The sequence below is a fragment of the Ochrobactrum teleogrylli genome (genome assembly GCF_037482325.1).
Classification (GTDB): Bacteria; Pseudomonadota; Alphaproteobacteria; order Rhizobiales; family Rhizobiaceae; genus Brucella; species Brucella teleogrylli.
Window position 1 is genome coordinate 604310 of sequence record NZ_JBBHKQ010000001.1, and the last position, 26076, is coordinate 630385.

The following is a 26076-nucleotide window of genomic DNA, read 5'->3' on the forward strand; positions in this document are numbered from 1 at the left end:
GCTCGTCTGAACTTAAACTCAACTAAAGGAAAACCGAATGGCCCGTGCCCCCCGCGCCCTCGTGATGATTCCCGCTGGAGAAGTGTATGACCACGACAATGTGCGCTGGTATCGTCACACCGACGTGCAGGGCAGCATCAACCACTATCACAATATCGGCGATGCTTTCGTGTTCGAGTCATCGCTCAAGCTGATGAATTATGAAAAGGCGTCCGAGCTTCCCATAACCGCTTATTCGCCGGAAAAAATCGATCAGCTGCGCGAGGAATATGACTATGTCATCCTGCGCGGGTCGAACTATGTCAACAAGGACATGAACTGGCGCGAGAGTATCGCCGTCCTGCAACGGTTGAAGCTGCCCGTCATCGCTTTTGGCATTGGCGCGCAGGCCCCCTCCAAGGGTGCGCTGGAACTTTCCGAAGAAACCAAGGCCGTGCTACGCATCATCGCGGATTCGACCGTTTCCATTGGCGTGCGCGGCGCTTATACGGCGCAGGTCCTGAACGATATCGGCATTCGCAATGTGCGCATCATAGGTTGCCCCACGGCCTTCCGCCGCAACAACCAGCATTTGCGCATCAAGCTGCCGCCGCTCGACAGCGTGCAAAAGGTTGGCGTCACCGTACGCCGCGAGGTTTCACCTGCCTATGCACAGGACATTGAGCAATATCTCACCCGCCACCGCGATCTCATCAAGACAATGGCGCGGCGCTTCGACGTTACCCTGATGGCGCAAGGCGAGATTGACGAGAAAAAGATGGTATTCGGCACGCCCGAGCAGAAGGAAGAGGCCATCGCCGCACTGAAAGGCCATCGCTGGACCGCCGACTGGTATTTCGATGATGAAATCGAAAACCTCTACCGGAACAAGATGTTCTATTCCGATGTTGTGGCCGACTATGAGAACCTCGTGCGTCAGCAGCAGCTTGTACTTGGTTATCGCCTGCACGGAAACCTGATGGCGCTCGCCAATGGCGTGCCGTCGATCTATTTCACCTATGACAGCCGTACCGCCGAATTTGCCGAGACCTACAAGATTCCGAGCTATGACGTGTTCAGCGACAAGCCGTTCCGTCTGGAAGACTATTGGGATCAGTCGCTTTTCGACAAATACAACCGCGCATGGTTTGAAACCTATGCGGAGATGAAGCAGTTTCTCGACGAAAACGGCATCGACAACAAGATGACCGATACCGGCTTGCCGGTGGAAACGCTCAAAGTCGCTTGATCTTTCTGCGACCTTATTTCGAGCGTCTTGCCTTCGCCGCTGCTGGTTTGGGACTGTCGGCGGCAATGGGCTTGTCCTTCTGTTCTTCGGCCAGCAGCGACCATGCGGCAATGAACATGGCGGCGATCAACGGCCCGATGACAAAGCCGTTAATGCCGACCAGCGAAATGCCGCCGACCGTCGAGATCAGCACCACATAGTCCGGCATGCGCGTGCCCTTGCCGACCAGCGGCGGGCGCAGCAGATTATCCACGAGACCGATAACCAGCGTTCCGATCAGGACAAGGATGACGCCCTTGACCCAGTCGCCGCTGACGAAGAACCATACGGCGGCAGGCACCCAGACCAGAGCTGCGCCAACCGCTGGTAGCATGGAAAAGAAGGTCATCATCACGCCCCACAACAGGGCGGCTTCGATGCCCAGCAGCCAGAAAGCGACGCCGCCGATCAAACCCTGAATGATCGCGATGATGATATTGCCTTTGACCGTCGCACGGATAACAGCGGTGAATTTCTCCAAAAACTGGCGCGTATAGTCATCGCTCAGCGGGATTGCCTGCCGGATTCTGCGTCCAAGATCCGCACCGTCGCGAAACAGGAAGAACAGCAGATAGAGCATTATGCCGAAGCCGATAAAAAATTGCAGCGTGTTCTGGCCAAAGCTGACCAGACGCCCAGCGAATAGCTGGCTGCCTTGTAGGATCGTCGATGAAATTCGCGAGCGCCATTCGGCGAAACTGCCAAGCTCAAAGCGCTTGAGCCAGTCTTCCAGCGAATCCGGCAGTACGGAAAGAATGCTGGTGATATAGCTGTTCAGGTCAAATTCCCGGCTGCTCAGTCGTTGGTAAAGCGAGTTTCCCTCCTGCACCAGCGAGCTGAAAATGATCAGCATCGGAATGATGACCAGACAGATACACATCAGCACCGACATGAAAGCCGCTAGATTGCGCCGTCCGCGCAGAACCCGCACGAGATATTGCTGAACCGGATAGAAGATAACGGCGAGAATGACCGCCCACAGGACTGCGGTGTAATAAGGGATGAGCAGCCAGGCGAAGGCGATCGTGACGAGCGCCAGTAGAATATAGAAGCTTACGCGCTGGACGGACATATTCACTCACCGACATTGTCTTGGGAGTAAACCCTGCCCAAAATCCGCTTTTTATTCAATAGGGTATTTCCGGCGGGGACTAGGAGACGCCAGCTGAAATGTCAAGCTGCGGCCCGGATGGAAACCGGGGCAGTTTGGGGCAGAACGCGCGCAATGGCACTGAGAAGGTCGCTTTTCGACACGACGCCGACCACGAACCTGTTCTCGTCCACGATCACCGCCACATGCGCCAGACCATCGGTCAGGACCGGAAGCAGGCCCATTGCCGCATCATCCGGGGCAGCTGTGATCGCCGGGACCACATGATCCTTGAGGCTTTCACCGGGCTGAACCAGCTCACGCAGGCCCACCATGCCAGTCAGTCGCCCATCCGCGCCCGTCACCGGCAAGGTCAGGATGCGATGGCGCAGGAGAAGATGACGGGCCTGATCGGCGGTATCGTTTTCCCCAATGCTGATGACGTCACGCGACATGATATCGGCGCAGGTCAGATCGCCATGCGCGCGGATCGATGCCTGCAACTCAACCTGCCGCAACAACCGGCCAAGATCGTTGCGATCAATGTCAAAACTTTCGTCCAGCGTGTTCAGCGCTTCGTCGATATCCTCTTCGCGGATGCCTGCCCGCACGGAAGGGGGCAAGTCCTTGGTCGCGTGCATGCTCACCGGCGCAGCCGCCACATTATGCGGATATTTGCGCCGGGAAAGCTTGTGGAACAGGATGCCCAGCCCCACCAGCAGACATGAATTGAAGCCGACCGGCACAAGCGGGAACCACAGTCCCCAGCTGGCGACCGCCTGACCACCCAGCACAGCCGTCAGCGCAGCAGCGCCGCCGGGCGGATGCAGGCTGCGGGTGACCGACATGGCTGCGATTGCCAGCGAAACGCCAAGACCGATGGCGAGCGCCGGATCGCTGACATACTGGGCCACAATCACACCCACTAGCGCCGAAATCGTATTGCCGCCGATGATCGACCATGGCTGCGCAAGCGGACTGTTCGGCACGGCGAACAGCAGCACCGCCGAAGCGCCGATGGGTGCAACGATCAGCGGCAGATGTGGCCCCTTACCCAACAAAAGCCCCGAGACGAAACCGGTGAGAGCAATGCCCACCAGCGCACCGACACAGGCAATGGCGCGTTCACGCAGCGTTGCGCCAGCAAGCATCGGATTAAACAGCCGGAATCGCCACGAAGGCGCTCCGTTATGGTCAGGAGGATTATGTCGTGTCATGTCACACTACAGCCAGAGGCGGCCTGTCTATTCCGAGCTTTCCCGGGAACTGCAACAGATCCCGCAATTCATGGAGCGTGAGTATCCTGTCTCCGGCATATGCGAACAAGAAAGCAAATCCGCATGTCTCGGATGAGAAAAGAAAATTCTTCCGCTATTGAAAGCTTAATAAGAAAATCGGCCTCACCAGCATTTCCGCTCCCAATAGCATAAGCCCGACAAGAAACCAGAGGCGAAACCGTTCTGGACTTATTTTCTGGCGGAAAAGCTGCCCAAGCCCCATGCCAGCCAGCGCAGGCAGGACAGCAGCGAGCGAAATCAGAAGGATATCACCGCTATAGGCCTGATGTGAGGAGAGCCCGATCGCCAGCGCAATCGTCGATACCGTGAAGGACAATCCCAGCGCCTGCACGAGATCGTCTTTCTTCAAGCCCAGTGCCTGAAGATAGGGAACGGCTGGAATCACAAACACACCGGTCGCACCGGCAATCAGGCCAGTCAATAACCCGATCAGCGGAGACAGCCAGACTTCATGCCGCCGCGATACCTGCCACTGTCGGGCGAAAAGGGTGTATCCGGCATAAATGACCAGACTTGCGCCGAGCAGCGACGCCGTCAGGATCGTTTCACCGCCCACCAGCAGGAAGGAGCCGATCCACGTTCCAGCGATGATTGCGACCATCATCGCCCACAGGCGCAGAGCCAGCGCACGAAAACTTGGCCCGGCCAGCAGCTGCCAGACATTGGTAATGAATGACGGAACAATCAGCAGGCTCGCGGCAGTGAGCGGCGAGATCAACGCCCCCAATACACCCATGGCGACAGTCGGCAACCCCATGCCGGTCAGGCCTTTGACGAAGCCTGCGCCGAGGAAAGTAAGCGTAATCGTGACGAGAAGTGCGACGGATTGGGTCATGCTTCCGCTATAGAGAATTCCCCATTTTGCGAAATGCGGAAGTTCCATATTCTGCCTTCGGCTTTACCGAAGGCAGAATATAAGCGATAAATATGCATGCGTTTTGACCTCACAGACCTTCGCCTTTTCATCGCCGTTGCCGACGCCGGAAGCATTACGCATGGCGCAACGGAAGTGGGGCTCGCCCTGCCCTCGGCCAGCGAACGCCTGCGTGACATGGAAGCCATTGGCGAGGTCAAGCTTCTCGAACGCGGCAGACGCGGCATCACCCTCACTGCGGCGGGTGAAGCGCTTGCCCATCATGCGCGCCTCGTGCTGCGCCAGATGACTGACATGCATGCGGACCTCATCACCCACGCCAGGGGCATGCGCTCAACCGTGCGCGTGGCAGCCAACACAGCCGCTGTGACCGAATATCTTCCCATGCGGCTCGCGCAGTTCATGGCAGACAATCCACAGATCGACGTCGAGCTGAAAGAACGGCAGAGCGCGGAAATCGCAAGGTCCGTTGCGAGCGGCTTTGTCGAGATTGGCATATTGTCCGACGCCGTCGATACCGGTGGATTGGTTCTCATCCCCTTCACCATCGACCGGCTGGTTCTCATCACCGGGCAGCAGCACTCCCTTGCCGCCAGAAAATCGACGTGTCTTGCCGATGTCCTGCATGAACCGTTCATTGGCCTCTATTCCGGCGCGCTCTACGATCACATCGAAGCGCATGCGGCACGCCTTGGCGTCAAGCTGAAGATGCGTACGCGACTGCGCACATTCGAGAGCATTTGCCCGATGGTCGCCGCTGGCGTCGGCCTGGCGATCATCCCGGAACTGGTCGCTCATCGCATGATGACAACGACCAGCATCGTGCCGATCCCGCTGACGGACACTTGGGCCACACGGCATTTGTCGCTTTGCATACGCGCGCCGGACGAACTGACGTCATCAGCCCGCGCGCTGATCGAACACCTCTCGGCAGAAACTCCGGTAGCACTTCCAATGATTCAATCTTAACCGGAACGCTCTAGAAAACTTGCGGAGGCCCATCCTCTTGTCTATCACACGGCATCGAAGAACATGTTGTTTGGAAGCCGATGGCCACGCAGGACGAAGCAATCATCAGAACGGTTGGCGTTTCCGTCAGTTTTGACGGCGCGATGGCTCTGAATTCGGTCGATGCCTCGGTTCAATCCGGGCGGATAACCGTCATTTGCGGGGCCAATGGTTCGGGCAAAAGCACACTGTTGCGCAGCATGGCGCGGCTTCAGACGCCAACGAGCGGACAGGTTCTGTTTGACAGTGAAGACATAAACCGCATGAAACGGATTGATCTGGCCCGCAAGATCGCCGTGCTGGGGCAGATGCCGGAAATTCCCGCTGGCCTGACCGTCGAAGAACTGGTCGAAAACGGACGTCACCCGCATCGAGGTCTGTTTTCCCGACTGGGCAATCATGACCGAAAGGCAATCGAACGCGCCATCACGCAAACCGGCCTGCAAGCCCTGCGTCATCGTCAGGTGGCTTCGCTATCTGGCGGCGAACGTCAGCGCGCATGGGTTGCGCTGGCGCTTGCGCAGGAACCATCCGTCCTGTTTCTCGATGAGCCGACGAATTTTCTCGATATCCGGCATCAGGCCGAGTTGCTGACGTTGCTCAAGCAGTTGAACCGCGATCATGGCCTGACCATCGTTGCTGTTCTGCACGATCTCAATCAGGTGCTGGAACTGGCCGACGACGTTATCCTGATGCGTAAAGGCCGCTTGATGGCTTCTGGCTCTCCTGAAGAGGTATTCACAACGGAACGCCTCCGAGAAGCTTTCGACTTCGATATCGAAGTGTCCGCGCACCCGGTTCTGCCGATTCCGTTCTGCATGCCACGCTGGGTCAACCATGCATCCATCAAGCCATCTGCCGGAAATCAGCAGAGCGAGCGGAGCGCGGAATGACCGCGCAGCCTCTGACCACAAGCCAAACTAAACCGGCAGGTTTCACGATTGGAATTATCGTTCTGGTAATCCTGCTGCTGGTCGCGCTGACGGCCGCCGAACTCGTCATCGGCAGTGGAAATGTCACGCTACAGGATGTTTTGCAGTCGCCGTCGCGGCCGCAAACGCTGGCGCAGATTATCATCGAAACCATTCGCCTGCCCCGTGCAATAGCGGCTATATTGGTCGGCGCAGCGCTTGCCGCCGCTGGCACGGTGATGCAGACCATTTTGCGTAACCTGCTTGCAGCACCGGACATTCTGGCCGTCACCAGCGGCGCGCAACTGGCCCTGGTTGTTTCCAGTCTGCTGCTTCCATTTGCCTTTCCGGGCTTCCTCGCTACGATCATCGGCTGCGCACTGGGCGGAACATTATGCCTGCTGGTCGGCGGCGGATTGCGCGCCCAAGCGGTTCGGCTGGCACTGGCGGGCGTGGCGGTATCCCTTGCCTTCTCGGCGCTTTCTTCCGCGATTATCCTAATTGCAGATGATCGCGCATCCGGCATCATCCTGTGGTCTTCCGGCATGCTGGAACAAACAGGCTGGGCTAAAATTGCACCGCTCGCCCCCTTTATTGTCGGAGCCATCCTGCTGCTGGTCGCCCTTGCCCGCCAGTTCGACGTCATGGCGCTCGGCAGCGACATGGCGGCAAGCCTTGGGCTTGGCAAAGCGACCGCGCTGATCGGCCTTCTCGCCACGATCGTACTATCGGGTGCCGCCGTTACCATTGCCGGGCCTATCGGCTTCATTGGTCTCGCGGTGCCCAACCTGCTCCGCGCCACTGGCATGGTTCGGCACAAAGCGCTTGTGCCCGCAGCCTGCCTGTGGGGAGCGGTTGCGCTGCTTTCAGCCGACATTGCCGCTCAATGGCTAAGCAGTGCCGGCACCATCATCCCGACCGGAATCCTCGCTGCCTGTTTCGCAGCACCGGCGCTGATCTTCGTCTTGCGTCGTATGAAAGCGGAGGCACCCGCCCACAACGCGCAGATCCTCGGGAAAACCATATTCAAGCGACCGGTCGCACTTTATGCGAGCCTTGGCATGGTTCTGTTAGCAGCTCTTCTGGCCGGGCTTCTGTTCGGCGACGGCATCGCAGGACGCGACATTGACTGGCAGGCGATACAGGCACTGCGCGCGCCACGCGTGTTGGTGGCCATGGGCGCAGGCGCTTTACTCGCAATGGCTGGATTGTTGTTGCAGGCCGTGACGCGCAACCCGCTATCCGGCCCGGAAACTCTGGGCCTCGCACAAGGCGCAGCACTCGCAAGCCTCGTCGCACTGCTCGGCGGCATCATTCCGGGAAGCGCGCTTTTTGCGCTCTGCTCGGCAGGCGGCGCCTGTCTTGTGGTCTTGCTTTTAAGCCTGCTCGGCAAAAACCTGTCACCGACCCGCACGGCGCTGACCGGACTTGCAGTGGCAGCCAGCCTTTCAGCGTTGAGCACGATTGTGGTGATTGAGGCAAAGCTTCAGATTGCCGAAGCACTTGCCTGGCTCGCAGGCTCCACCCATGGGCGCAACTGGCAGGATGTGGCGGCGCTTGCCCCCTGGCTTCTGCTGATCGCTATCGCACTTGCATTCGCGAAACGTCTCGACATTCTGGCGCTCGGTCGCGATGCGGCGGAATCGCTTGGCGTGGATACGGCCACGACGCGCTTATGGCTACTACTACTGTCAGCCCTTTCTGTGGCAGGCGCGGTGTCCGCCGTGGGCGCAATTGGCTTCGTGGGATTGATCGCGCCGCATGCAGCGCGCCTTTGTTGCGGGGCGCGCTATCGGCATCTGCTGCCAGTGACAGCGTTGATCGGCGCAATATTGACCGTTCTGGCTGATACGCTGGGCCGCGCGATCTTCGCTCCGCAGGAAATCCCGGCAGGCATCGTGACGGCCTTCATTGGTACGCCACTCTTCATTCTGCTGATGCGCAGACAATCGCGCTGATTGCCAATCTCACAATAAAACCTCGATGAGAAGCGCCGGATTCGAGGGAGAACCAACACTGCTCACCGAGTGAGGACGGCGCTAACCGTCCTGTTTGACGCATCCGCGAATTACCGAGCGGCCATCACACCAGCGATAAGACCGGTTGCCGCGGTAATCAGAAGATACTGATTATCGACCTTCACCCAACGCTGCCCCTTGCCCGGTGCACGAAGCCCATAACGCTTGTAATCCTTGACTTCGCTTTGACGCGAACCATTGAAGCGCTGCCCTTTAGACCAGCCCTTTGCGGACTGTTTCTTGTTCTGCACCTGGTGCACTGCTGGTTTGCGCTGCGGCTGGTTGTCACGAGCTTGCGCCAACGGCGCACCAATGAACGAAAGAGCAATCGCCGCGAGTAGGATTTTCTTGAACATGATATTCTCCTTTCGTGATGAACTCACGCTACCCAACCCGCGATGAACAATAAATGAATACTTTCAAAAATAATCATTAAATAAAATCAATGTTATTATTGATTTTCCAATTCCATATTATTTCTTAGTATTCGCAATTTAATAGGTATAAACTTGATAAGTTAAATTATAAATTCAAACTATTTAAATGATTTTCTTATTATTGTATATTTAATAAAGTATAATATTCTATATATTGAGAACGATCGATCACGCCAAGCGCAGGCTTGGAAAGCCAAAACCGTCGCCGGTTTTGACGGCACCATCGAAAACAAAAAGGAAAATAATGGCGGAGGGGGTGTCTGTCATTCGAACTTATGAGTAATTCCGAGTAATTCCGATAACTCAATAAAATCAATAATTTCGTATCATTTTCGTGCCGGTCATCTGCGCTTAGTTCCGATGGTTCCGACATGCATTTGTGGGTAGGTATGTGGGTACCAAAGTATACTTTTGGTTCTACTCTCATAAACTCAAAAATGGTGTACGTGAAATTCTTTCATTTTCAATAGACTCAAGCATCTCAACAGCTTAATATCGCTACTTCTAATCCCATTTTTTGAGGTCTGAAATGGCCAGCGTCATCAACAGATTAAGCGCCGCAATGGTCGCCAAAGCACTTCCCGCAGGCATGTATAATGATGGCGGCGGGCTGTATTTGCAGGTCGCCAAGGGCGGCACCAAGTCTTGGATTTTCCGCTTCATGCTTGCTGGCCGTGCCCGCGAAATGGGACTTGGCTCCATCCACGATTTTTCACTTCGGGAAGCCCGGGAACGGGCGCGAGAAGCTCGGCAACTTACGGCGGATGGAATAGACCCAATTGAGGCACGCCGAGAACGCCAAGCCACCACGCGAGCGAAGGCCGCGAACGAAATCTCCTTCGCGGATGCCGCCGAACGCTACATCAAGGCGCACGCGGCAGGCTGGAAAAATGCCAAGCACGCGGACCAGTGGCGCAACACCCTCAAAACCTACGCCTACCCCGTCATCGGCTCCCTATCAGTCGCCAGCATCGACACCGCCCATATCACTAAAATCATCGAGCCGATCTGGGCAGAAAAAACCGAAACCGCGAGCCGTGTACGCGGACGTATTGAGTTGGTGTTGGATTGGGCCAAAGCGCGCCATTATCGGAACGGCGAAAACCCTGCTCGTTGGCGCGGCCACCTAGACAAGCTGCTTCCCGCCCGGTCCAAGGTTTCCAAAGTTCGGCATCACCCAGCCATGACGTACACCGACCTCCCCTCCTTCATGCCCCGGCTCCGAGAGGTATCGGGCATAGCCGCCCGCGCCCTTGAGTTCACAATCCTCACCGCTGTCCGCACGTCCGAAGCCATCGGCGCAACCGACGCCGAGTTCGACTTAGTCGAGAAGGTCTGGACGATCCCGGCAGAGCGCATGAAAGCGGATAAGCCGCACCGCGTCCCTCTTTGCGACCGCGCCGTAGAAATCCTGCAATCAACGCCGAGGGAAGCCCACAGCCCTTACGTGTTCCCCGGCGCGAAACGAGGTAAGCCGTTGAGCAACATGGCAATGCTAGAAGTTCTTCGAGGAATGGACGGCACTGAGGGACTAACCGTTCATGGCTTTCGCTCCACATTCAGGGATTGGGCGGCGGAGCGTTCCAGCTTCCCTCGCGAGATTGCCGAAGCCGCGCTCGCCCACACCGTCCGCGACAAAACCGAGGCGGCATATCAGCGTGGCGACATGCTGGAAAAGCGACGCAGGCTCATGAGCGCGTGGGCTGACTACGTTTCCACGACTCCTGCATCCGGCAACAATGTATTGGCGATTGGTAAATTATAGCGAGTAAAAAACGACGCAAGAACTGCACTGTCAGAAATTAACGATAGTAGGCGAAACAAGCAGCGGTAGCCGCCATTTCGTTGAACGTAACCTGTCGTTGCGATAAATTTGAATGGGTAATGCCTATGGGGGGGCACCATGCAACAGGCACAAACACACCTCTATTTCAGTATTCGCCCATCTTTGATTGCGTGGATTTCCGCTGGAATAATCGCTTTACTAGTATTTCTGCACTCCGTGGTCATGGTGTGCTGGTACACAAAAGCTTGTGGCATTGCGATGGAGCCGATTAATCGCGTCGGCCATATGTTTGACCTCAACCGAGAAATGAACGTTCCGACGTGGTTTTCTGTACTTCAGCTATTTGCAACCGCCTGCGCGCTCGCATTGGTCGCGTGGGTCCAGCGCCTCAAATCACTTCCTTCGACTGCGTGGTGGGGCTTGTCAGCGATCTTCTTCTATATGTCGCTCGACGAGGGAACGGACATGCACGGCTTATGGCGAGCGGATAATTACGCCATCCCCGGCACCGCCCATCCATTTTTCTCATGGATCATTCCGGCTGCTTTCGTTGTGATCGTTGTCGGAGTTATTTTCGTCCGCTGGTTATTCGCACTGCCCCGACGCACAGCAAGCCTGTTCGTCCTTGCAGGAGCGGTTTTTGTGACCGGCGCTCTGGTCTTCGAGGGTATTGGAGCGTTCTTGGCTGACGAAACCTTTTTCAATGCGTCCTACCTCGTCGTTTCAACAATCGAAGAGACGCTGGAAATGTCGGGCGTTCTAATTATGCTTTTCGCAGTGCTCGAATATCTGGAAGACCAAGGCGTTAGGCTTGCGCTCGCCCCCGAGCCATACGACTGAAAAATTCACACAAAATTTGCGAGGGACATGGTCAGGCAGATGGGGGGTGGCATCCGGCGAAGTAGCCCTCGCCGTTTGCACAATGCAAAGGGGGGATGGGGCCTCGGCCTACCCAGCTTTTTGGTCGTTGAGTCGATAGCGTCCCTTGGCGACGCGAACGAATAGCGCAACATCGGGCGACTGCTTGTCGGTGCAATGGTCAGCGAGGAACTCGAAATAGCGAGGATAGGCCCAGCCGGGTGCAACCCGTCGCACATCTAAGGCGCGAAACGGCTCCGCCAGTTCCCCCTTCCGCACGGCCATGCAGACTGCCGAATAAATGTCAGTCCCACCCAGTCCCATAATAGAACACAATAAGCAATGAAACTCGGTGGGGCAAGGCTGGACCATACCGATCTTCGCCCCGCATTCGGCGCTTGGCGCGATATTTCATTCGATGGATAGAACTACCGGCAATCATTGCCGCGCTTGATGGCGGCACCATTCCGTCCCGTTTCCCGATACATTCTATCCGTGGCTAGCCATGCCATGCGACGCCCGCCCACATGCATATGGCTCAACCTCACAGCACCGTATTCCCGCGCAGTATCAATAGGGCAAGCCCTAGCGATTCTCAGAAAAAAGCCAACTGATGGTATCACACACATTGGAGTTGACTTTTTGATACACCAGTATCACAGTATTAGAGAGTTATGTGAGACAATCGGAGTCCATCATGTCCACCGCCGCAATCGTTGGCTACGCCCGCACATCAACCACCGACCAGAAAGCTGGACTTGAAGCCCAGCTCCGCGATCTGTCAACCGCAGGTGCTTCGCGCATATTCCAAGAAGAATTATCGTCTGTGGCTACTAAGCGCCCGGAACTAGAGCGGACGCTGGACTACGTACGCGAGGGCGACACGCTTATCGTCACCAAGCTGGACCGCCTTGCACGATCCGTCGCAGACCTCGTGGCGATCACAGAGACGCTTCGCACGAAGGGCGTCGCGCTTCGCATCCTATCGATGAACCTCGACACCGCCACACCGACCGGCAAGCTGATGCTGAATTTGCTGGGGTCGATTGCGGAGTTTGAACGGGAGTTGATGCTAGAACGGCAACGAGAGGGGATCGCGAAGGCCAAAGCCGAGGGCAAATACAAGGGACGAGCGCCGACTGCGCGGGCAAAAGCGGAAGATGTACTCCGGTTGAAGGCCGGAGGGATGACGGCGGACGCTATCGCGACGAAGCTGGGGATCGGGCGAGCGAGTGTGTTTAGGATTCTGAAAAACGCCAAGTAGATTTTTTGGTGTGCAGAGCGATCCGCTCCGCACACCGCATGTTTACTATTCTGCCGCGTCCTTTTCCTTTTCACGCAGACGCTTGCTCAATGGACGCGAGCTTGGAAAACACTCTGACAAAATCTTCAGTTGCGCTGCGTCTAATTGATCTAGAACTTTCTTATCGCGCTCGAGGTATCCGCTCGCGCCAAACTTCTCGATTACCGAGCCGACAATTCGAAGATGCTTTGTCGATATTTTGGGTATAATACTAATGAGAACCCTAGATATTTTTGATTGCTGCTCGCCATCCGCAGCGACGTCCGAAATAATGGTAAGTCTGTCCGCGAGAAACTGCTTTGTTTTTTCTCTATTTGTGTCCACAAGAAAATCCCTTACGATTTCAGTTATGAAATCGAAGCTGAATTTCTTACGGCACTGAACGACATAATTTAACAATCGACAGCATTGTTCGTCAGTCAGTCCTTCGTCACTGAGAAGTGTTTGAACAACGCTTGTTTGCTCATCCAATGCCGATAACCACATGAAAAGAACTCCATCGGCTTCCTCACCTAGTTCCTGAGGTTCAGCCGACAGTATCTCTTTAGTGACAGCAATGATCTCAGCATTATCCGAAACTTTGGCCATTTTTCCGGCGATGAAACTCACGTCGTCTGACCTTTGTTGCCCTTTAAGCAAACTAACAACATGTGTGGGCGATAGCATGGGCGCTATTTGGTCAATCGTAGCAAGCACCGTTTCTGCATTATGCGGCCACAAAGCAATAGAAGCATTTGCAATTTCTGAATCCAAGTCTTCGACGAGGAGCTCTTTATCTGCCAACTCAACGACGGACCTGAAGATATATCCGGCACCCGCAAATGATGGATTACCTTTGATTATATGAAGCGCACTCTTGGCAATACCTGTCGGATCATAATCGCCAATCTGATCACTTTCCTCAGGCCAGAAACCTATCATGTGTTTATGGAGGACGGAGTTTTGATCTATAGAATTTGCTGTTTGACTGAACAGCTGGTGTAACAAATCTCCGGCTTCTCCAACAGGTGTTGCAACCAGAATATCGCGACTTACTGGAAATAACCCATCAAGGTACTTCGTATCGTTTCTCATCGCCACAAGGCGGCTACTGAGGTTCTTCCAATGGGATTCAAAAGGCGAAAGCGACCATTCCGACTTGGAGATTCCACGGGCAAAACCGGCATATGCTTTCAATGTATTTTCGCTGAGTTGCGTCTTGTTTACGAAAGCGTCCATCTGTTGAACTAATTCTGTGCGCTCTGATTCAGTTAGTTCCCCAACTTGTGAAGAAAGATACGTCAGCGTTTGTTCAGGTAGAGTAAATAATTCATCGTCAACTACACCATCAACAAACTCATGCCACACATCGTTATGATTTTCTCTCAGAATTTCAGCCGCCCTGACCATGTAATCTGCTGTATCAGAGCCCAAGGCCCACGAATACACTAACGGACTTATTGCAGATGCCGTCTTTGAATCGATGTGTTCTCTCCAACTTACCATCAGGTCTAGGAATTTTGCTCCGCCAGCCTTCCAGTCGAGTGGCCAAGCCCCTTCGGCAAGCATGTCTTTGTCTAGGCGTGTTGCGAAAGCACTTAGAAACTCCCGCGACTGAATCGCCGAACTCAAATTGGCAATACGGTTTGCCTCAATCCATGCCACTGAAACTGCTTCAGCATCTTCGACGCTGACGAGCTTCGAAAGTTGTTGCCACAAAAGCTTCCGATCTTCCTCACCATTTTTTGCAAGATCGTGGAAAACGATATTCAATTTCGCGAAAACTTGAGACTTATCAGCAATGGAATTTGCATCCTTATCAATTGTATCGATGGCAAGACGACTGTATTCACTATTGAGCAGTGGCAGTAGTTGGTCCGGGTACTCATTCACCCACTTTTCGAGTTCGCTAAACGGCAGAGCTTTTTCAGCGTTTGCCGACTGAATTTCGCGAACGATGAGCCACTCTTTCAAAAGAACAGCCGTATTTTGATTTAGTCCATCACGTTTAAGAACCGATAAAACAAGATCAATAGCTGCTTTAACACTAACGGTAAGCTCGTCAATGTTAGGAGTTTGCCTGTTGGGCAATTGCCAATCCAACTTTTGCTTGATCAGCAGATCACCAGCAAATGCCGCGACCACATCTTGTCGGTCGATTGAAGGAATGGATTCGATGATTTCCTGCGCCGCCTCTGGTCCGACGTTCATTCTGGTTATTTTCGAGGTGCTCATTTGACGGGCCAAAGGCACCATTAAACCTCGCCGTAATTGCGAAGGAATTCGGGGGGCTAAGTCAGCTAATACTCTTGCCGCATTGATACGGCGAGCCTCAGTCTCATCAGATAGCTCCTTAGCGAGTTGCTCAAGAAGCTTTATCTGGTCCACCTCTAAATCACTTCGGTCGAGATGATGACCGAATATTTCAAGGACGCCTTGCGTATCACCGGACACAAACGCATCATGAAGTTCCGGCGCGCTGTCACCAAACCTACGGGAAATCGTGTCTTGCGCCAACAGGAGCAAAGGTTGCAAAGATTTTGGCCATCGCAAATCTTGTAGGCTAGATAAGTACTGACGAAGCCCCCTATATTCTTGTCTTACTTGATTTGACGAATTATCTGCATCATTCGATGTAATTATAAAATCCTTCAGGGCATATTTCGCACCCGGAGCGAGACTTTCTAAAGATTCATTCTTGAAAATTAATCGGTCAAACTCGCGAATAAGTTCTGGTCTCTTCTGTAATTCATTGTAAAAGTCTGGGAAATCCACTTTTAATGCACACAACGCAGCCAAAGCGAACGGATGATTCGTCACCGCTCCCTCGTACAGTACGCCGGGCACAACGGAACCGGCTCCATCGCGCTCCCTCAGTACCGCAACCCACCACGACTGAACGAATGAATTTACTATTTGGACCGCGTTTCTAGGGCTTTCGACTCCGACGTGAATAAGGCGTTCGATCAAATCTTGAACTCGGACCCCTCTGCTCTCCAAATCGGCAACGATGCTGCCTGCTTCACGTAGTTTATTTTCAGCGAACAGACGCATGTCCAACTTCGGAAATGGCGGGATTTCCAAACGGAATTGAAACAGGCGATCAAGGTAGCGTCTTGCGTCATATCGCGTGAACACCGATCCCGGTAACTCCGGTTTCAGTATTCCACGCCCACGGGACAACGCTTCTGCTACTCTATCCTCATCGCACGATATAACGAATACTACACCAAAGTCGTCAGAGGCATTAGCAAGTGGAAGTTCCAAAAAAGTTCTGACTGCATCCAGACCTGCAACCATTTCAGAAGCTGAAAGACGGTCCAAATCATCTACGAAAATGACCAGTCTTTCTATCGTCTTCCCACTTTTGGTCTTCCTGAACGCGTGAATTTGCTCAACCAGAAGCCTTTCATATTCCTCAGAGCTTGTTGTCGGAAACGATATGACAGTCTGGTTATTGAAAAGCGTTGGAGATTTTAGTCTTATATCAACAACACACTTTGCAAGAAATCCGGCAACTGCTGTTCCGAAGGCGATACTGGTGGCCACGCTCCAACCGCCATCTATTCCGAGCGATTTTGCAGTAACGTAAATTGTTGTCATTACGACGATAAAGAGTACGCAAAACAACAACAAAGAGGCAAAGTTCTGAGCCAGCGCTTCTTTGCCCCAATCGCTCAAAGACCGCTTTTTCTGGGCCGTGTCGGTGACTTGCTGATATAAACAGCGTCTAAGTTCTACGTCGTCTCCGCCTAGTTCGATAAAGACATGCCTAAGGAGCGCGCGCTTAATATCTTCTCCACCCCCATATCTCCACGCATTGAAGGTTACCGGCTTGAATCGATCTCTCCGTTGTTTTCCTTTGGGTGCGGAAGAACCTGAGGCCAATGACGAGAGGTAAAGCTCCTTAATGGAGCTTTTACCTGTCCCCCACGAGCCAAGCAGACCGATACTAAATGGAGGCTTATGCGGCCCTTCAATCAGGCTCTCTAATGCTTTTGCAAAGTATTGATGCCCGAAGGCATCTTTGGAAAAATCAGAAATTTCTTTGTCTAAGACGCTCGGCATCGCGACTCTGCTAATCGCGTCTGTAGTCGATTGCTCCATTTCAAGCCCTCAGTGAAACCCACTTACCCATTTGTAGCGTAGCAGTTTATGTTGGGGCTTCGCTATTGTGAGCTTGTTTTTCCACAGGTTCGGTCGTCGCGCTTGGCCAAACATCCTTCCGAAACCTTTCCACCCGCTCTCGCGCTGCTTCCAGCCTTTGCGCTAGCCGCTTCGCCTTTTCCGTATCTTCACCTTTCGCCACTCCCGGAACAACCCGGCGCGCCTCCACCTTCCGCAGCAGCTTCAACGCCTCCAGCCGCAAATCCGTTGATTGTTCGTCGTCCTCGGCCACCCCGATCAAATATCGGTGGGTGAGGTCGTAGACCCCTTGCGGCGCTTCATACTCAATAATCGCTTTCGCGGCCTCGACGCACTTGGCCTCTGCCACCTCGGTAGAGGTCATGATTTGCAACAGCGCGGCGAGCGCGGGGCTTAGGATTTCACCGGCTTCGCCGTTATCCTTTGTCATGGGGCATACCCTTTCTTTTTGTGTTCGAGCGAAGTTGGGCGGCGCGAGCACCTCATTTTCGGCAAACTGGTGCGCTCGCGCCGCAAACAGCCCTATTTTTTGAACCATACCTAGCTGACGCCAAGGGCGATTTCGTGCGCTACCCGGTTAGAGCAAATCGGTCGGGTTGGTAAAAAATATAATATTTTCAATGATATAGAACACAATCCTAACCCCTAACCGCTCTAACTTCAGTTGATTAATGGTATTGTGTTTTGCGATAGACTTTTTAGAACTATGGGTCTAACGGGTAATGTGCGGTTATACGGTTAGGATTTATTAAAACATTGATTTAATTGTCTTTTTCATATCCCTTTACCGCCGTCCCCCCGATCCAAAGCGGCTTCGGCCCATCCCACCCCAGCCTGCGCATACATGCCGCCACCCGCTTATTCTCCCGCATCGCCACCTCACGCATATCCTTCATGAGGATTTGCCCGAAGATTGCCTGCGTCGTGATCCGCTGCTTGCCCTCGGCAACCTTGGCGAACCTCGGCAGGAGCGCAGCGAGCGTATCTTCCCACGGGTCAGCTTCAACTCGCGCCTTCGCCCGCTCGGCAGCGACCGCCCAAAGATGCGCGGGGATAGTTACCGGATCAGCTTCGCCGGGTTCCGCTGCTGCCGCCTCGGCCCAAAGCAGATCACGCACTTTGCGCAACGCGGGGAGGTCAATTTTCCCGGCGCGCACTGGCCAGAACCTCCGGTTTCCGGTCGGGTCTTTCAGATATGTCGCGTCATTCGTCGTTCCGATTAGGATACAACGGCGCGGTACCTCTTCCGTTGACTTACCATAGGCTTTCCGGCCCCGATCGTGGGTTTTGGAGATAAATTGCTTTGCATACTGGACGGCTGCTTGACTTAGCCCGCTCATTTCCGGCGCTTCCACGATCCATTTCCCCCCAAGTATCTCCATGTGCTCCTTGTAGCTTTGGCGGAAATCCAGCGCGTCGGTGAAATTATCATCTCCGCCCGCCAGAACCTTTACTACCGCAGACTTCCCCAGCCCTTGATCCCCTTCCAGCACGAGCATCGCGTCAAACTTGCAACCCGGACGCCGCACACGACGCACCCCGGCAATCAAAACCGCGCGACCAATCGCCCTTGTCAGTTCATCATCCTCTGCACCGAGATATACCGAAAGCCAAGTATTTAGCCTCGGCGTCCCATCCCACGTCAGCCCATCGAGATATTCCCGCACCGGATCGAACGAATTCTCCAGTGCCAGAACTCGAGTTGCATCCTCGATGAAGCCCTGCCTCGGATCGAACCCGAACCGCTCCACCACGGCATTCCGCATCTTCAGCGCGGTGTCGGAAAACGGCTCTCCGCTCGGTTTCCCATACCCCTCGAATTCTATACGGTCGTGAAATACATCATATTTCGGGCGAACGCCGAGGGAAGTGATCGCGATCTTTGCATTTGCGAGCGACGGCTCGTAATCCTCTGCATTGCCCCTGCGAATAAAACCCGGACCGTTTTTCGCGCCCGGCGTCTGTTTCCGGGTCAGTTGCGTAGCAAACGCGTCAACCGCCCTCGGCTTCGCTGGTGCAGGCGGAAGAATTTCGCCCAACCCCAAATCCTCCAAGCGCAGCGGCTTTTCACTCTTCCCTTCGTCACCCATGACGCGCACCTTTCTCACGGCTCAACAATATCCGAAGTCCCTCATAGAGCTTGTCGTACGCGCTCTGGGCGCGAGCCGTTGGTATGTCCTCGACCAATTCCAACGCATCGAAAATCAGCATCCATGCTTGGGCGAATGCATCATCGACCGGCTGCGAGCCACTGCGTCGCGCCCGAGCTTCATCCAGTGAAACAATATTATTCATCACTCACCTCCGGGGCTTCTACCTCGCTTGAGAAAAGTAAAGGGGCCGAACCAATCCGGCACTCATTGGTTCGGCCCCGGCGCGCACCCACGGACTAGGGGCGCAGCCTCAATTCGCTCGCCGTTTCCGCAGGGCTTCTTCCGCCTTCGCCACCAAGTCCGACACATCCGGCGTCGGCTCGCCCAGCACCCGCAGCGTGGTCATTGTCGCGACAAGCCGCTCAACCAACGGTAACGCCTTGCATTCCGCCAGCCAGTCCTCAGCCCGCGCCAGCACCAGCCCACGGAAAGCGACTTCGGCATCCGTCCATCCTGCGGAAGCCAGCATTTCTAGCGCTCGCATCACCTCGGTCCAGTTTGTATCGTCAAGATGGCGGAGAACCTGTCGCGCCACAGCATCCGGCTCACCCCGGCTAAACCGCAGTTCCCGGAGCATTTCTTCGGCGGTCGCGGCCATCACCTATCTCCCTCATCCGGTTTCACGGTGCTGGTGAACAGGCGGCTCGCTGCCGACTCCACACCGCCATAGGTCTCCAGCCCATGCGTCGGCGCACCCCTTTCCGCGCCTCGGTCATATGCGCCCGTAGCGGTGGAGTCGGCAAAAGCGTTGATGACATTGAGGGAATGCTCGGACATGGGCAGATTGCTACGCAGGTAGTGCTCAAGCACTTCCCGGTGCCCGACCAGTTTATGATCCTGAATGTACCGGGCAACGCGCTCATGCTCTTCTGGGTAAAGCGCAGCCGACTGCTGATAGCGGTACGCAATCTGGTCCAGTTGTTGGCGGGTGAAGAGGCGGGCGCTGGCGGCGTGATAAAAGTCTTCGGATTTCATCGGGCTTGCTCCTTTTGAGCGAACGCTGCGAGCCACGCCTCGACCTTGGGATGGCTGTACATAATTGACTGGAGTTCCTGCGGGGCATCGGGGAAAGCAGCAAAGACCGACGCCCGCACAGCTTCGCGAGCCTTCGTCCGTTCCATCTCCCGCTTGTGCATTGCAGCGCAATCGCTGATGCCCAGCGCCACCGTGTCCGAGGACTTGTCGTACTCCGGCACCGACTGGCCGTTCAAATGATCGGTCGCTGAAATGCCGGGGCCGGATCGAAAACTTCCGAGCTTGGCCTCCAGCCGAGCGCTTTCGATCTTGTCGTCTGAAATGTAGTTCATGGCTTTCGCCTCCTAAAGTTATGCGCTCGCCGCGCCGCTTCGTTCGATGCAATTCTCCTGCCATGCCGCAATCACATCCTCGTCCCAGCCAACAGCGCGGGGGCCGAGCCGGACGGGCTTGGGGAACCAGCCATCCCGCATCCCCTCGTAAATGGTGGATGTGGAAAGGCCGGTGGCGCGGCGCACGTCAGGTAGTCGAATAAAAGTTTTCATGTTGGCGTCTCCGCATTTACTTGCACTATTCTTTCGGTGCGATCCGATAATACATAGTAAATGTTGAAACGTTCCGGTTGTCAAAAGCGCATCCCCAGACTTTCCCAGAGAAACCCATGCGAAATTGACAATATATTCCTATTTACTATTGTAAAAAGAATAATGTTCTAAAGTAATTTAACTAATAACAATATTAAAAGAACATACTTTGTTTATTAGTGGAGCTAAACCTGCGGTACGTAATCCAAACCCGAGCAAAGGAGACGCTGACCTACGTAGAACTGAAAGACTTTATCGACGATTGAGTCTGATATGGCTTATTCGCCCGGCGTATAGACCATACCTAAAACCTCATTAAGACAGTTAAATGGCGGAGCCATAACCATCTATACTTTCTATTTTATTTACGTTGACCTATCCTTGCTCGCTTGTCAAACGTCTTAATGAGTCATAATGCGGCGATGGCGTTGGGAGTCATAACGTTAGAAGCGGAGGAAAAGACTCCCCCGGGCAACCGGCGGCACTCGACTCGCCAGCCGACGCATATTTGCGGTACGGATGCGGTATGGATGCGGATTTGGTTTTGTGGGTAAATCTGTGGGTCAACTTCGCCCGCACTTTATTTTATCAATGATTTCAATGACTTATAAAGGAAAATGGCGGAGGGGGTGGGATTCGAACCCACGGTACAGTCTCCTGCACGCCGGTTTTCAAGACCGGTGCCTTAAACCGCTCGGCCACCCCTCCAAGTGATTGTAATGTCTTCTTTTCCCTCAGCGGGAAAAGCAGCAAATCACCGATTTGCCAACCAATCACTCAACGGGTGACTTCTTAGCAGCTTTTATCGCCGCGTCAACTTGATCGCGACCGTTCTGTACGATCTCTCAGGGGGACAGCAACTTCGCCGGAAAACAAAAAAGGCCGGGGCGAAAACGCACCGACCTTCCTGATCCATCGCTTTCCTACCAGTGCCAGTACATCCGTGGTCAAAAGCATTAAACGATGGCGGCAATAGCGAGCAACAGACGCGTCCAGCGCTCTTAAGCTTTGCCGATGACAGCGATATAGGTGGCCAATGTGTTCAAAACAAGTCCGTGCGGAAAAAATAGCATCTGGGCCACATCATGCTGTCCAACCGGTCGGCATTTCGCCGTTTATTGGTAATTATTATTCAATTGACCAATTCCACCAAAATTATAACAGTTCTAGGGTTGCTCTCATCGTTAATGAGACGTAAACTTGAGTTTAATTATCATCATAAAGGGAAACCATGAGTCTGGAATCCGTAAAGGCATTTTTTGCTGACAAGGCGCCCGAAGTCGAAGTCATCGAATTGCCGACCAGCACCGCGACCGTAGCTTTGGCTGCAGAAGCGCACGGCGTGGAACCCGGCCAGATTGCAAAGACGCTTTCCTTCTCGACCAAGGACCAGACAATTCTCGTTGTCACACGCGGCGATGCGCGTATCGACAATCGCAAGTTCAAGGATCGCTTCGGCACCAAGCCACGTATGCTGGACGCCGACACCGTGCTGGCCGAAACCAGCCATCCCGTCGGCGGCGTGTGCCCCTTCGGCTTGCCGAGCGCGCTTCCCGTTTATTGCGATGTCTCGCTGAAAGCATTCGAGGAAGTGGTTCCGGCAGCGGGAGCAACAAACAGTGCGGTTCGTATTGCGCCGGACAGGATGGCCGCATTGGTAACCGCCGAGTGGATCGACGTTTGCCAGTGAAATGCAAGCTGGGCACGGGAGGGCTCGTAAACAGAAAAAATACGACTCGTTTTTTCCACTTTAAATGTGGAGAAAGACCTCGTATATATTAAGAACGATTCTAAACTGGACCATCGAGAAAATCCGGTTTCCATGAAAAAGCCATGAGCGGAGAGTGTTCTCGGCGCAGCTTTGTGGAGTTCAAACCGGAATTTCGGTCCAGATTTTGGAACCAGGATACAAAGAGCGAGGGCATTTTCCGACCTGACTTGGTCGGGTTTGAAAATGCTCTGGACGTGCTGAAAGGAACTGTCATGCGCCTTACTCGCCAGACGAATTATGCCGTTCGGATACTCATGTACTGTGCCGCGAATGAAGGCAAGCTGAGCCGCATTCCGGAAATCGCTCGCGCTTATAGCGTTTCGGAGCTGTTTCTTTTCAAGATCCTGCAGCCGCTGGTGGAAAACGGGCTGGTTGAAACCGTGCGCGGTCGTAATGGCGGCGTGCGTCTTGGCCGTGCGGCCAACGATATCAGCCTGTTCGATGTCGTGCGCGTTACCGAAGAAAACTTCGCCATGGCGGAGTGTTTCGAAAACGATGCGACCGAGTGCCCATTGGTCGATAGCTGCGCCCTCAACTCGGCGCTGCGTGAAGCGCTGAACGCCTTCTTCGGCGTCTTGATGAAATACAGCATTTCAGACCTCGTAAAAGCCCGTCCGAATGTACGCGCCCTGCTCGGTCTCGATGAAATGGAAGAACAGCGCGTCGCGAGCTAATCCTGCGACAGCGAGAGAAGCAAAAGGTCCGGTGAAAACCGGACCTTTTGTAATGCGTTGAGGTTACTCAGCGGCGGCGCGATAGGCCGATTGCGGCAGCACGAAAGGCACACCACGCGCAGGCGGCACCCCTACCCGCAGCGCGCATTCATAAACCCGTTCCAGCCGTTCATCGGTCAGCGCCTCCTGTGGGGAGCCGATTGTGTCGAGCCTGCCCTGACACATCACCGCGATCCGGTCGGCGAACATGGCCGTCAGATTGAGATCGTGCAGAATGGCGATCACGCCGCCGCCTTCAGCGGCAAAATCCCGCGCGATTTCCATCACAACGATCTGGTGCCGGATATCGAGGCTCGAAATAGGCTCATCCAGAAAAAGATAGCGCGCAGAGCCATCGACCACGGGCCTCCAGACCTGGCAAAGCACGCGGGCGAGTTGCACCCTTTGTTGCTCGCCGCCGGAAAGTTCCTGATAGAGCCTGCCGCCGAAGCCGCCAAGGTCAACTCGCTGCAAGGCGAGGTCGGGCAAGCCGGTCTCAAGATCGCGCGACAGGCCGCTGTAACCGCCGGTCAAACCGATCCCGACGATCTCGCGCACCGTGAACGGAAAGGACAAGGCGCTCGCCTGCGGTAGCACCGCACGACGCGCTGCCATTTCCCAAGGCTTGATATCCGCAAATGACCGCCCGTCCAGAAAGGCACCACCCGTAAAGGGCACATCGCCGGAAAGAGCGCGCAAAAGCGTTGTCTTGCCCGATCCGTTGGGACCGACAATTGCCGTCACCTCTCCAGCGCGCGCCGTAAAATCGATGTTTTCGATGATCGACTTACCCGAGAGACGAACACTGAGGGCCTTGGTTTCAATCATGGCAGTTTCACAGATCAAGAAGGCCGCGCTGGCGCAGCAATATCCAGAGGAAGAACGGCGCGCCGCACATGGCGGTGATGATGCCGATGGGCAATTCCGCCGGTGCAACGATGGTGCGGCTGACTGCATCGGCCAGCAAAAGCAGAATGGCACCCAGCAGAGCCGACGCAGGCAGAAGATAACGGTGATCCGGGCCGATGCTGAGACGCAGCATATGCGGCACCACGATACCGATAAAGCCAATGCCGCCCGCTACCGCCACGGTCGCGCCAGTGGCCGCAGCCACGGTAACGATGGCGATATTCTTGATGCGCTGCACCTGAATGCCGAGATGTCCGGCGGCGGCTTCGCCCAATGCCAGAGCGTTGAGACCGCGCGCCAGCATTGGCGCCGCAATCAGCACCACGGCGATAATGGGTCCGGCAGCGACGATCTTGCTCCAGGTCGCACCCGCAAGCGAACCAAGCCCCCAGAAGGTCAGATCGCGCAACTGCCGGTCGTCGGCCATGTAGACCAGAACGCCGGTCGCAGCCCCCGCCAGCGCGCCAAGCGCAATGCCCGCCAAAAGCATGGTGGCCACAGAGGTGCGCCCGCGTCGAGTCGCAACCCGGTAGAGCAACAAGGTTGTGGCAAGTCCGCCGAAGAAGGCCGCCAATGGCAGTGCGTAGATGCCGACAACGGCGATAACCGGCGCCAGAACGGTGCCGCCCAGTACGATCATCGACACCGCACCAAGACTGGCGCCCGAGGCCACGCCCACCAGACCCGGATCGGCAAGCGGATTGCGGAACAGGCCCTGCATGACGGCACCAGACACGGCAAGCCCCGCACCGATCAACATGCCGAGGATAATGCGCGGCAGGCGGATTTCCATGATAATCAGGTGATCACGCTGGAAGGTTTCCGCGCCCTCGCCGCCAGCAAACCCGCGCAGCAGCGTGAGAAGTGAAGCATCCGAAGCCCCTGCCGTGAGGCTGAACAAAGCTGTCAGGCAGAGGACAACCGCCAGCACGACCAGCACAATGCGCGCGCGTTGCGTGCGATCCCCGACCTTTGTGCCGGTTGCACAAGCGTTCTTCCGATTGTCTCCGGCTCGATGACGCATGGTGAAGGGCTCTCCGCCTGCCACACGGCCTTGGCTGGTCATTTGCTTATTCCTCATGTCGGATGCGTGATCCGATTATTGCGCTGCTGGCGCACCATAGAGTTTTGCCGACAATTCACGAATGGCAGCACCGGTGCGCGGGCCAAAGCCCAGCAGATAAAGCGCGTCCATGGCGACGACATTTTTGTTGCGGCCCGCAGGTGTGCTTGCAATGGCCGGGTTCTTCAAAAGTTCATCCGGACCGACACCGTCACCACCGTTGTTCATCATCAAAACCATATCCGGTGCGGCCTTGCCGATGGCTTCATCGGTCAGCTGCTTGTAACCGGGATATTCAGTGATGACGTTCACACCACCTGCAAGCTTGATCATGCCGTCAGCCGCCGTACCCGTTCCAGACGCCATCAGACGCCCACTAGCGCCGTTCAAAACGAACAGCACGCGCTTGCGTTGCTCATGCGCAGCGGCGGCCTTTTCGGCAGCCTGAATATCGCTCGCAACGCTATCCGCCAGCGCCCTGGCTTTGTCTTCGAGGCCAAGCGCCTTGCCGACAGCTTCGATCTTCGCAATGACGCTTTCGCCGGTATAATCTTCCGGCACGATGACCATCGGCACCGAGGCCTTCTTCAAGACCTCCAGCGTGTCTTGTGGCCCGCTGCCCTGAATGAGCAAGATGCCGGTCGGGTTGACCGACAGCACCCCTTCGGGCGCCAGCTGGCGCATGTAGCCGACATCTGGCAGAGCCTTCGATTCCGCTGGGTAGGTGCTGGTCTGGTCGCGTGCGACAAGCATCTTTTCCGCGCCAAGCGCATAGATGATCTCCGTCAGCGGCCCGCCGACGGAAACAATGCGTGACGTGTCGGCAAAACGCTCGACGGTATCGGCACCGGCAATGCCGGTTGCCAGTGACCATGCCAAAGCGGCGACAGCCCCAACGCGCATGAAACGTGCTGAAATGACAGACATGATGCG

General features: G+C 55.1%; 25 protein-coding genes and 1 tRNA gene. 9 read left to right on the forward strand and 17 right to left on the reverse strand.

The window, feature by feature from the left end; genetic code table 11:
- Nucleotides 1-37: 37 nt before the first annotated feature.
- A complete protein-coding gene (locus WIX40_RS02900; RefSeq protein WP_339438326.1) occupies nt 38-1228 on the forward strand; it encodes a polysaccharide pyruvyl transferase family protein in 1191 nt (396 codons plus the stop codon).
- A gap of 13 nt (nt 1229-1241) precedes the next feature.
- Here WIX40_RS02900 and WIX40_RS02905 read toward each other — a convergent pair whose 3' ends face one another.
- The 3 genes from WIX40_RS02905 to WIX40_RS02915 all read right to left on the reverse strand — a co-directional run bounded on the left by WIX40_RS02905 (nt 1242) and on the right by WIX40_RS02915 (nt 4490).
- On the reverse strand, nt 1242-2339 hold the full coding sequence (locus WIX40_RS02905; RefSeq protein ID WP_140023738.1) for an AI-2E family transporter: 1098 nt from the start codon (nt 2337-2339) through the stop codon (nt 1242-1244).
- Between the two features lie 101 nt (nt 2340-2440).
- On the reverse strand, nt 2441-3574 hold the full coding sequence (locus tag WIX40_RS02910; protein WP_339438329.1) for an HPP family protein: 1134 nt from the start codon (nt 3572-3574) through the stop codon (nt 2441-2443).
- Between the two features lie 154 nt (nt 3575-3728).
- Complete coding sequence (locus WIX40_RS02915) at nt 3729-4490, reverse strand: sulfite exporter TauE/SafE family protein (protein WP_339438331.1); 762 nt, start codon at nt 4488-4490, stop codon at nt 3729-3731.
- A 96-nt stretch (nt 4491-4586) separates the two neighbouring features.
- On the opposite strand from WIX40_RS02915, the gene WIX40_RS02920 reads away from it, so the two are divergent.
- From WIX40_RS02920 to WIX40_RS02930, 3 genes are all read left to right on the forward strand, one after another.
- The gene (locus tag WIX40_RS02920; protein ID WP_339438333.1) at nt 4587-5498 is read left to right on the forward strand and encodes a LysR family transcriptional regulator; all 912 of its coding nucleotides are present in this window, start codon (nt 4587-4589) and stop codon (nt 5496-5498) included.
- Between the two features lie 80 nt (nt 5499-5578).
- Nucleotides 5579-6430 carry an ABC transporter ATP-binding protein gene (locus WIX40_RS02925; protein WP_339438334.1) on the forward strand — a complete coding sequence of 284 codons (852 nt, stop codon included), beginning with the start codon at nt 5579-5581 and terminating at the stop codon, nt 6428-6430.
- The gene (locus WIX40_RS02930; protein WP_339438335.1) at nt 6427-8406 is read left to right on the forward strand and encodes an iron ABC transporter permease; all 1980 of its coding nucleotides are present in this window, start codon (nt 6427-6429) and stop codon (nt 8404-8406) included. Before WIX40_RS02925 ends, WIX40_RS02930 begins: the two co-directional genes overlap by 4 nt.
- Before the next feature lie 110 nt (nt 8407-8516).
- Here the strand turns inward: WIX40_RS02930 and WIX40_RS02935 are convergent, their stop codons facing one another.
- Nucleotides 8517-8822 (reverse strand): RcnB family protein, encoded by a 306-nt coding sequence (locus WIX40_RS02935; protein ID WP_109367460.1) that lies wholly within the window; start codon nt 8820-8822, stop codon nt 8517-8519.
- 610 nt (nt 8823-9432) lie between these two features.
- Here WIX40_RS02935 and WIX40_RS02940 point away from each other — a divergent pair.
- Both WIX40_RS02940 and WIX40_RS02945 read left to right on the forward strand, forming a co-directional pair.
- The gene (locus WIX40_RS02940) at nt 9433-10668 is read left to right on the forward strand and encodes a tyrosine-type recombinase/integrase (RefSeq protein WP_151612320.1); all 1236 of its coding nucleotides are present in this window, start codon (nt 9433-9435) and stop codon (nt 10666-10668) included.
- Nucleotides 10669-10806: 138 nt separating this feature from the next.
- Entirely contained in the window at nt 10807-11529 is a 723-nt protein-coding gene (locus tag WIX40_RS02945; protein ID WP_264358696.1) for a DUF8692 domain-containing protein, read from the forward strand.
- 108 nt (nt 11530-11637) lie between these two features.
- Here WIX40_RS02945 and WIX40_RS02950 read toward each other — a convergent pair whose 3' ends face one another.
- On the reverse strand, nt 11638-11832 hold the full coding sequence (locus WIX40_RS02950) for a hypothetical protein (protein WP_313733548.1): 195 nt from the start codon (nt 11830-11832) through the stop codon (nt 11638-11640).
- Nucleotides 11833-12244: 412 nt separating this feature from the next.
- On the opposite strand from WIX40_RS02950, the gene WIX40_RS02955 reads away from it, so the two are divergent.
- On the forward strand, nt 12245-12811 hold the full coding sequence (locus tag WIX40_RS02955) for a recombinase family protein (protein ID WP_187963093.1): 567 nt from the start codon (nt 12245-12247) through the stop codon (nt 12809-12811).
- 45 nt (nt 12812-12856) lie between these two features.
- Here the strand turns inward: WIX40_RS02955 and WIX40_RS02960 are convergent, their stop codons facing one another.
- The 9 genes from WIX40_RS02960 to WIX40_RS03000 all read right to left on the reverse strand — a co-directional run bounded on the left by WIX40_RS02960 (nt 12857) and on the right by WIX40_RS03000 (nt 21395).
- The gene (locus WIX40_RS02960; RefSeq protein ID WP_339438345.1) at nt 12857-16936 is read right to left on the reverse strand and encodes a KAP family P-loop NTPase fold protein; all 4080 of its coding nucleotides are present in this window, start codon (nt 16934-16936) and stop codon (nt 12857-12859) included.
- Between the two features lie 46 nt (nt 16937-16982).
- Nucleotides 16983-17513 (reverse strand): hypothetical protein, encoded by a 531-nt coding sequence (locus WIX40_RS02965; protein WP_339438347.1) that lies wholly within the window; start codon nt 17511-17513, stop codon nt 16983-16985.
- A gap of 223 nt (nt 17514-17736) precedes the next feature.
- Nucleotides 17737-19065 carry a virulence-associated E family protein gene (locus tag WIX40_RS02970; RefSeq protein WP_339438349.1) on the reverse strand — a complete coding sequence of 443 codons (1329 nt, stop codon included), beginning with the start codon at nt 19063-19065 and terminating at the stop codon, nt 17737-17739.
- Nucleotides 19058-19270 carry a hypothetical protein gene (locus WIX40_RS02975; RefSeq protein ID WP_043061704.1) on the reverse strand — a complete coding sequence of 71 codons (213 nt, stop codon included), beginning with the start codon at nt 19268-19270 and terminating at the stop codon, nt 19058-19060. Before WIX40_RS02975 ends, WIX40_RS02970 begins: the two co-directional genes overlap by 8 nt.
- A gap of 108 nt (nt 19271-19378) precedes the next feature.
- Nucleotides 19379-19726, reverse strand: coding sequence for a hypothetical protein (locus WIX40_RS02980; protein ID WP_264358689.1), 348 nt, complete (start codon nt 19724-19726; stop codon nt 19379-19381).
- Complete coding sequence (locus WIX40_RS02985; RefSeq protein ID WP_151612340.1) at nt 19726-20103, reverse strand: hypothetical protein; 378 nt, start codon at nt 20101-20103, stop codon at nt 19726-19728. The genes WIX40_RS02980 and WIX40_RS02985 overlap by 1 nt, the downstream gene beginning before the upstream one ends.
- Nucleotides 20100-20435: a hypothetical protein gene (locus WIX40_RS02990; protein WP_151612342.1), complete on the reverse strand. Its 336-nt coding sequence runs from the start codon at nt 20433-20435 to the stop codon at nt 20100-20102. The genes WIX40_RS02985 and WIX40_RS02990 overlap by 4 nt, the downstream gene beginning before the upstream one ends.
- Before the next feature lie 18 nt (nt 20436-20453).
- The gene (locus tag WIX40_RS02995; protein WP_121994584.1) at nt 20454-20648 is read right to left on the reverse strand and encodes a helix-turn-helix transcriptional regulator; all 195 of its coding nucleotides are present in this window, start codon (nt 20646-20648) and stop codon (nt 20454-20456) included.
- A 657-nt stretch (nt 20649-21305) separates the two neighbouring features.
- Nucleotides 21306-21395: transfer RNA gene (locus tag WIX40_RS03000), tRNA-Ser, on the reverse strand.
- 523 nt (nt 21396-21918) lie between these two features.
- Between WIX40_RS03000 and WIX40_RS03005 the strand changes: the two genes are divergently transcribed.
- Nucleotides 21919-22377, forward strand: a complete 459-nt coding sequence (locus WIX40_RS03005; protein WP_121538813.1) for a YbaK/EbsC family protein — start codon at nt 21919-21921, stop codon at nt 22375-22377.
- 293 nt (nt 22378-22670) lie between these two features.
- On the forward strand, nt 22671-23132 hold the full coding sequence (gene rirA, locus WIX40_RS03010; protein WP_109367509.1) for an iron-responsive transcriptional regulator RirA: 462 nt from the start codon (nt 22671-22673) through the stop codon (nt 23130-23132).
- A 63-nt stretch (nt 23133-23195) separates the two neighbouring features.
- On the opposite strand, the gene WIX40_RS03015 is transcribed toward rirA, so the two are convergent.
- The 3 genes from WIX40_RS03015 to WIX40_RS03025 are packed head-to-tail and all read right to left on the reverse strand — an operon-like array spanning nt 23196 to nt 26070.
- A complete protein-coding gene (locus tag WIX40_RS03015) occupies nt 23196-23999 on the reverse strand; it encodes a heme ABC transporter ATP-binding protein (protein WP_339438361.1) in 804 nt (267 codons plus the stop codon).
- Between the two features lie 7 nt (nt 24000-24006).
- Nucleotides 24007-25146, reverse strand: a complete 1140-nt coding sequence (locus WIX40_RS03020) for a FecCD family ABC transporter permease (protein ID WP_371834113.1) — start codon at nt 25144-25146, stop codon at nt 24007-24009.
- Between the two features lie 33 nt (nt 25147-25179).
- Nucleotides 25180-26070: a heme/hemin ABC transporter substrate-binding protein gene (locus tag WIX40_RS03025; protein WP_339438363.1), complete on the reverse strand. Its 891-nt coding sequence runs from the start codon at nt 26068-26070 to the stop codon at nt 25180-25182.
- Between the last annotated feature and the right edge of the window lie 6 nt (nt 26071-26076).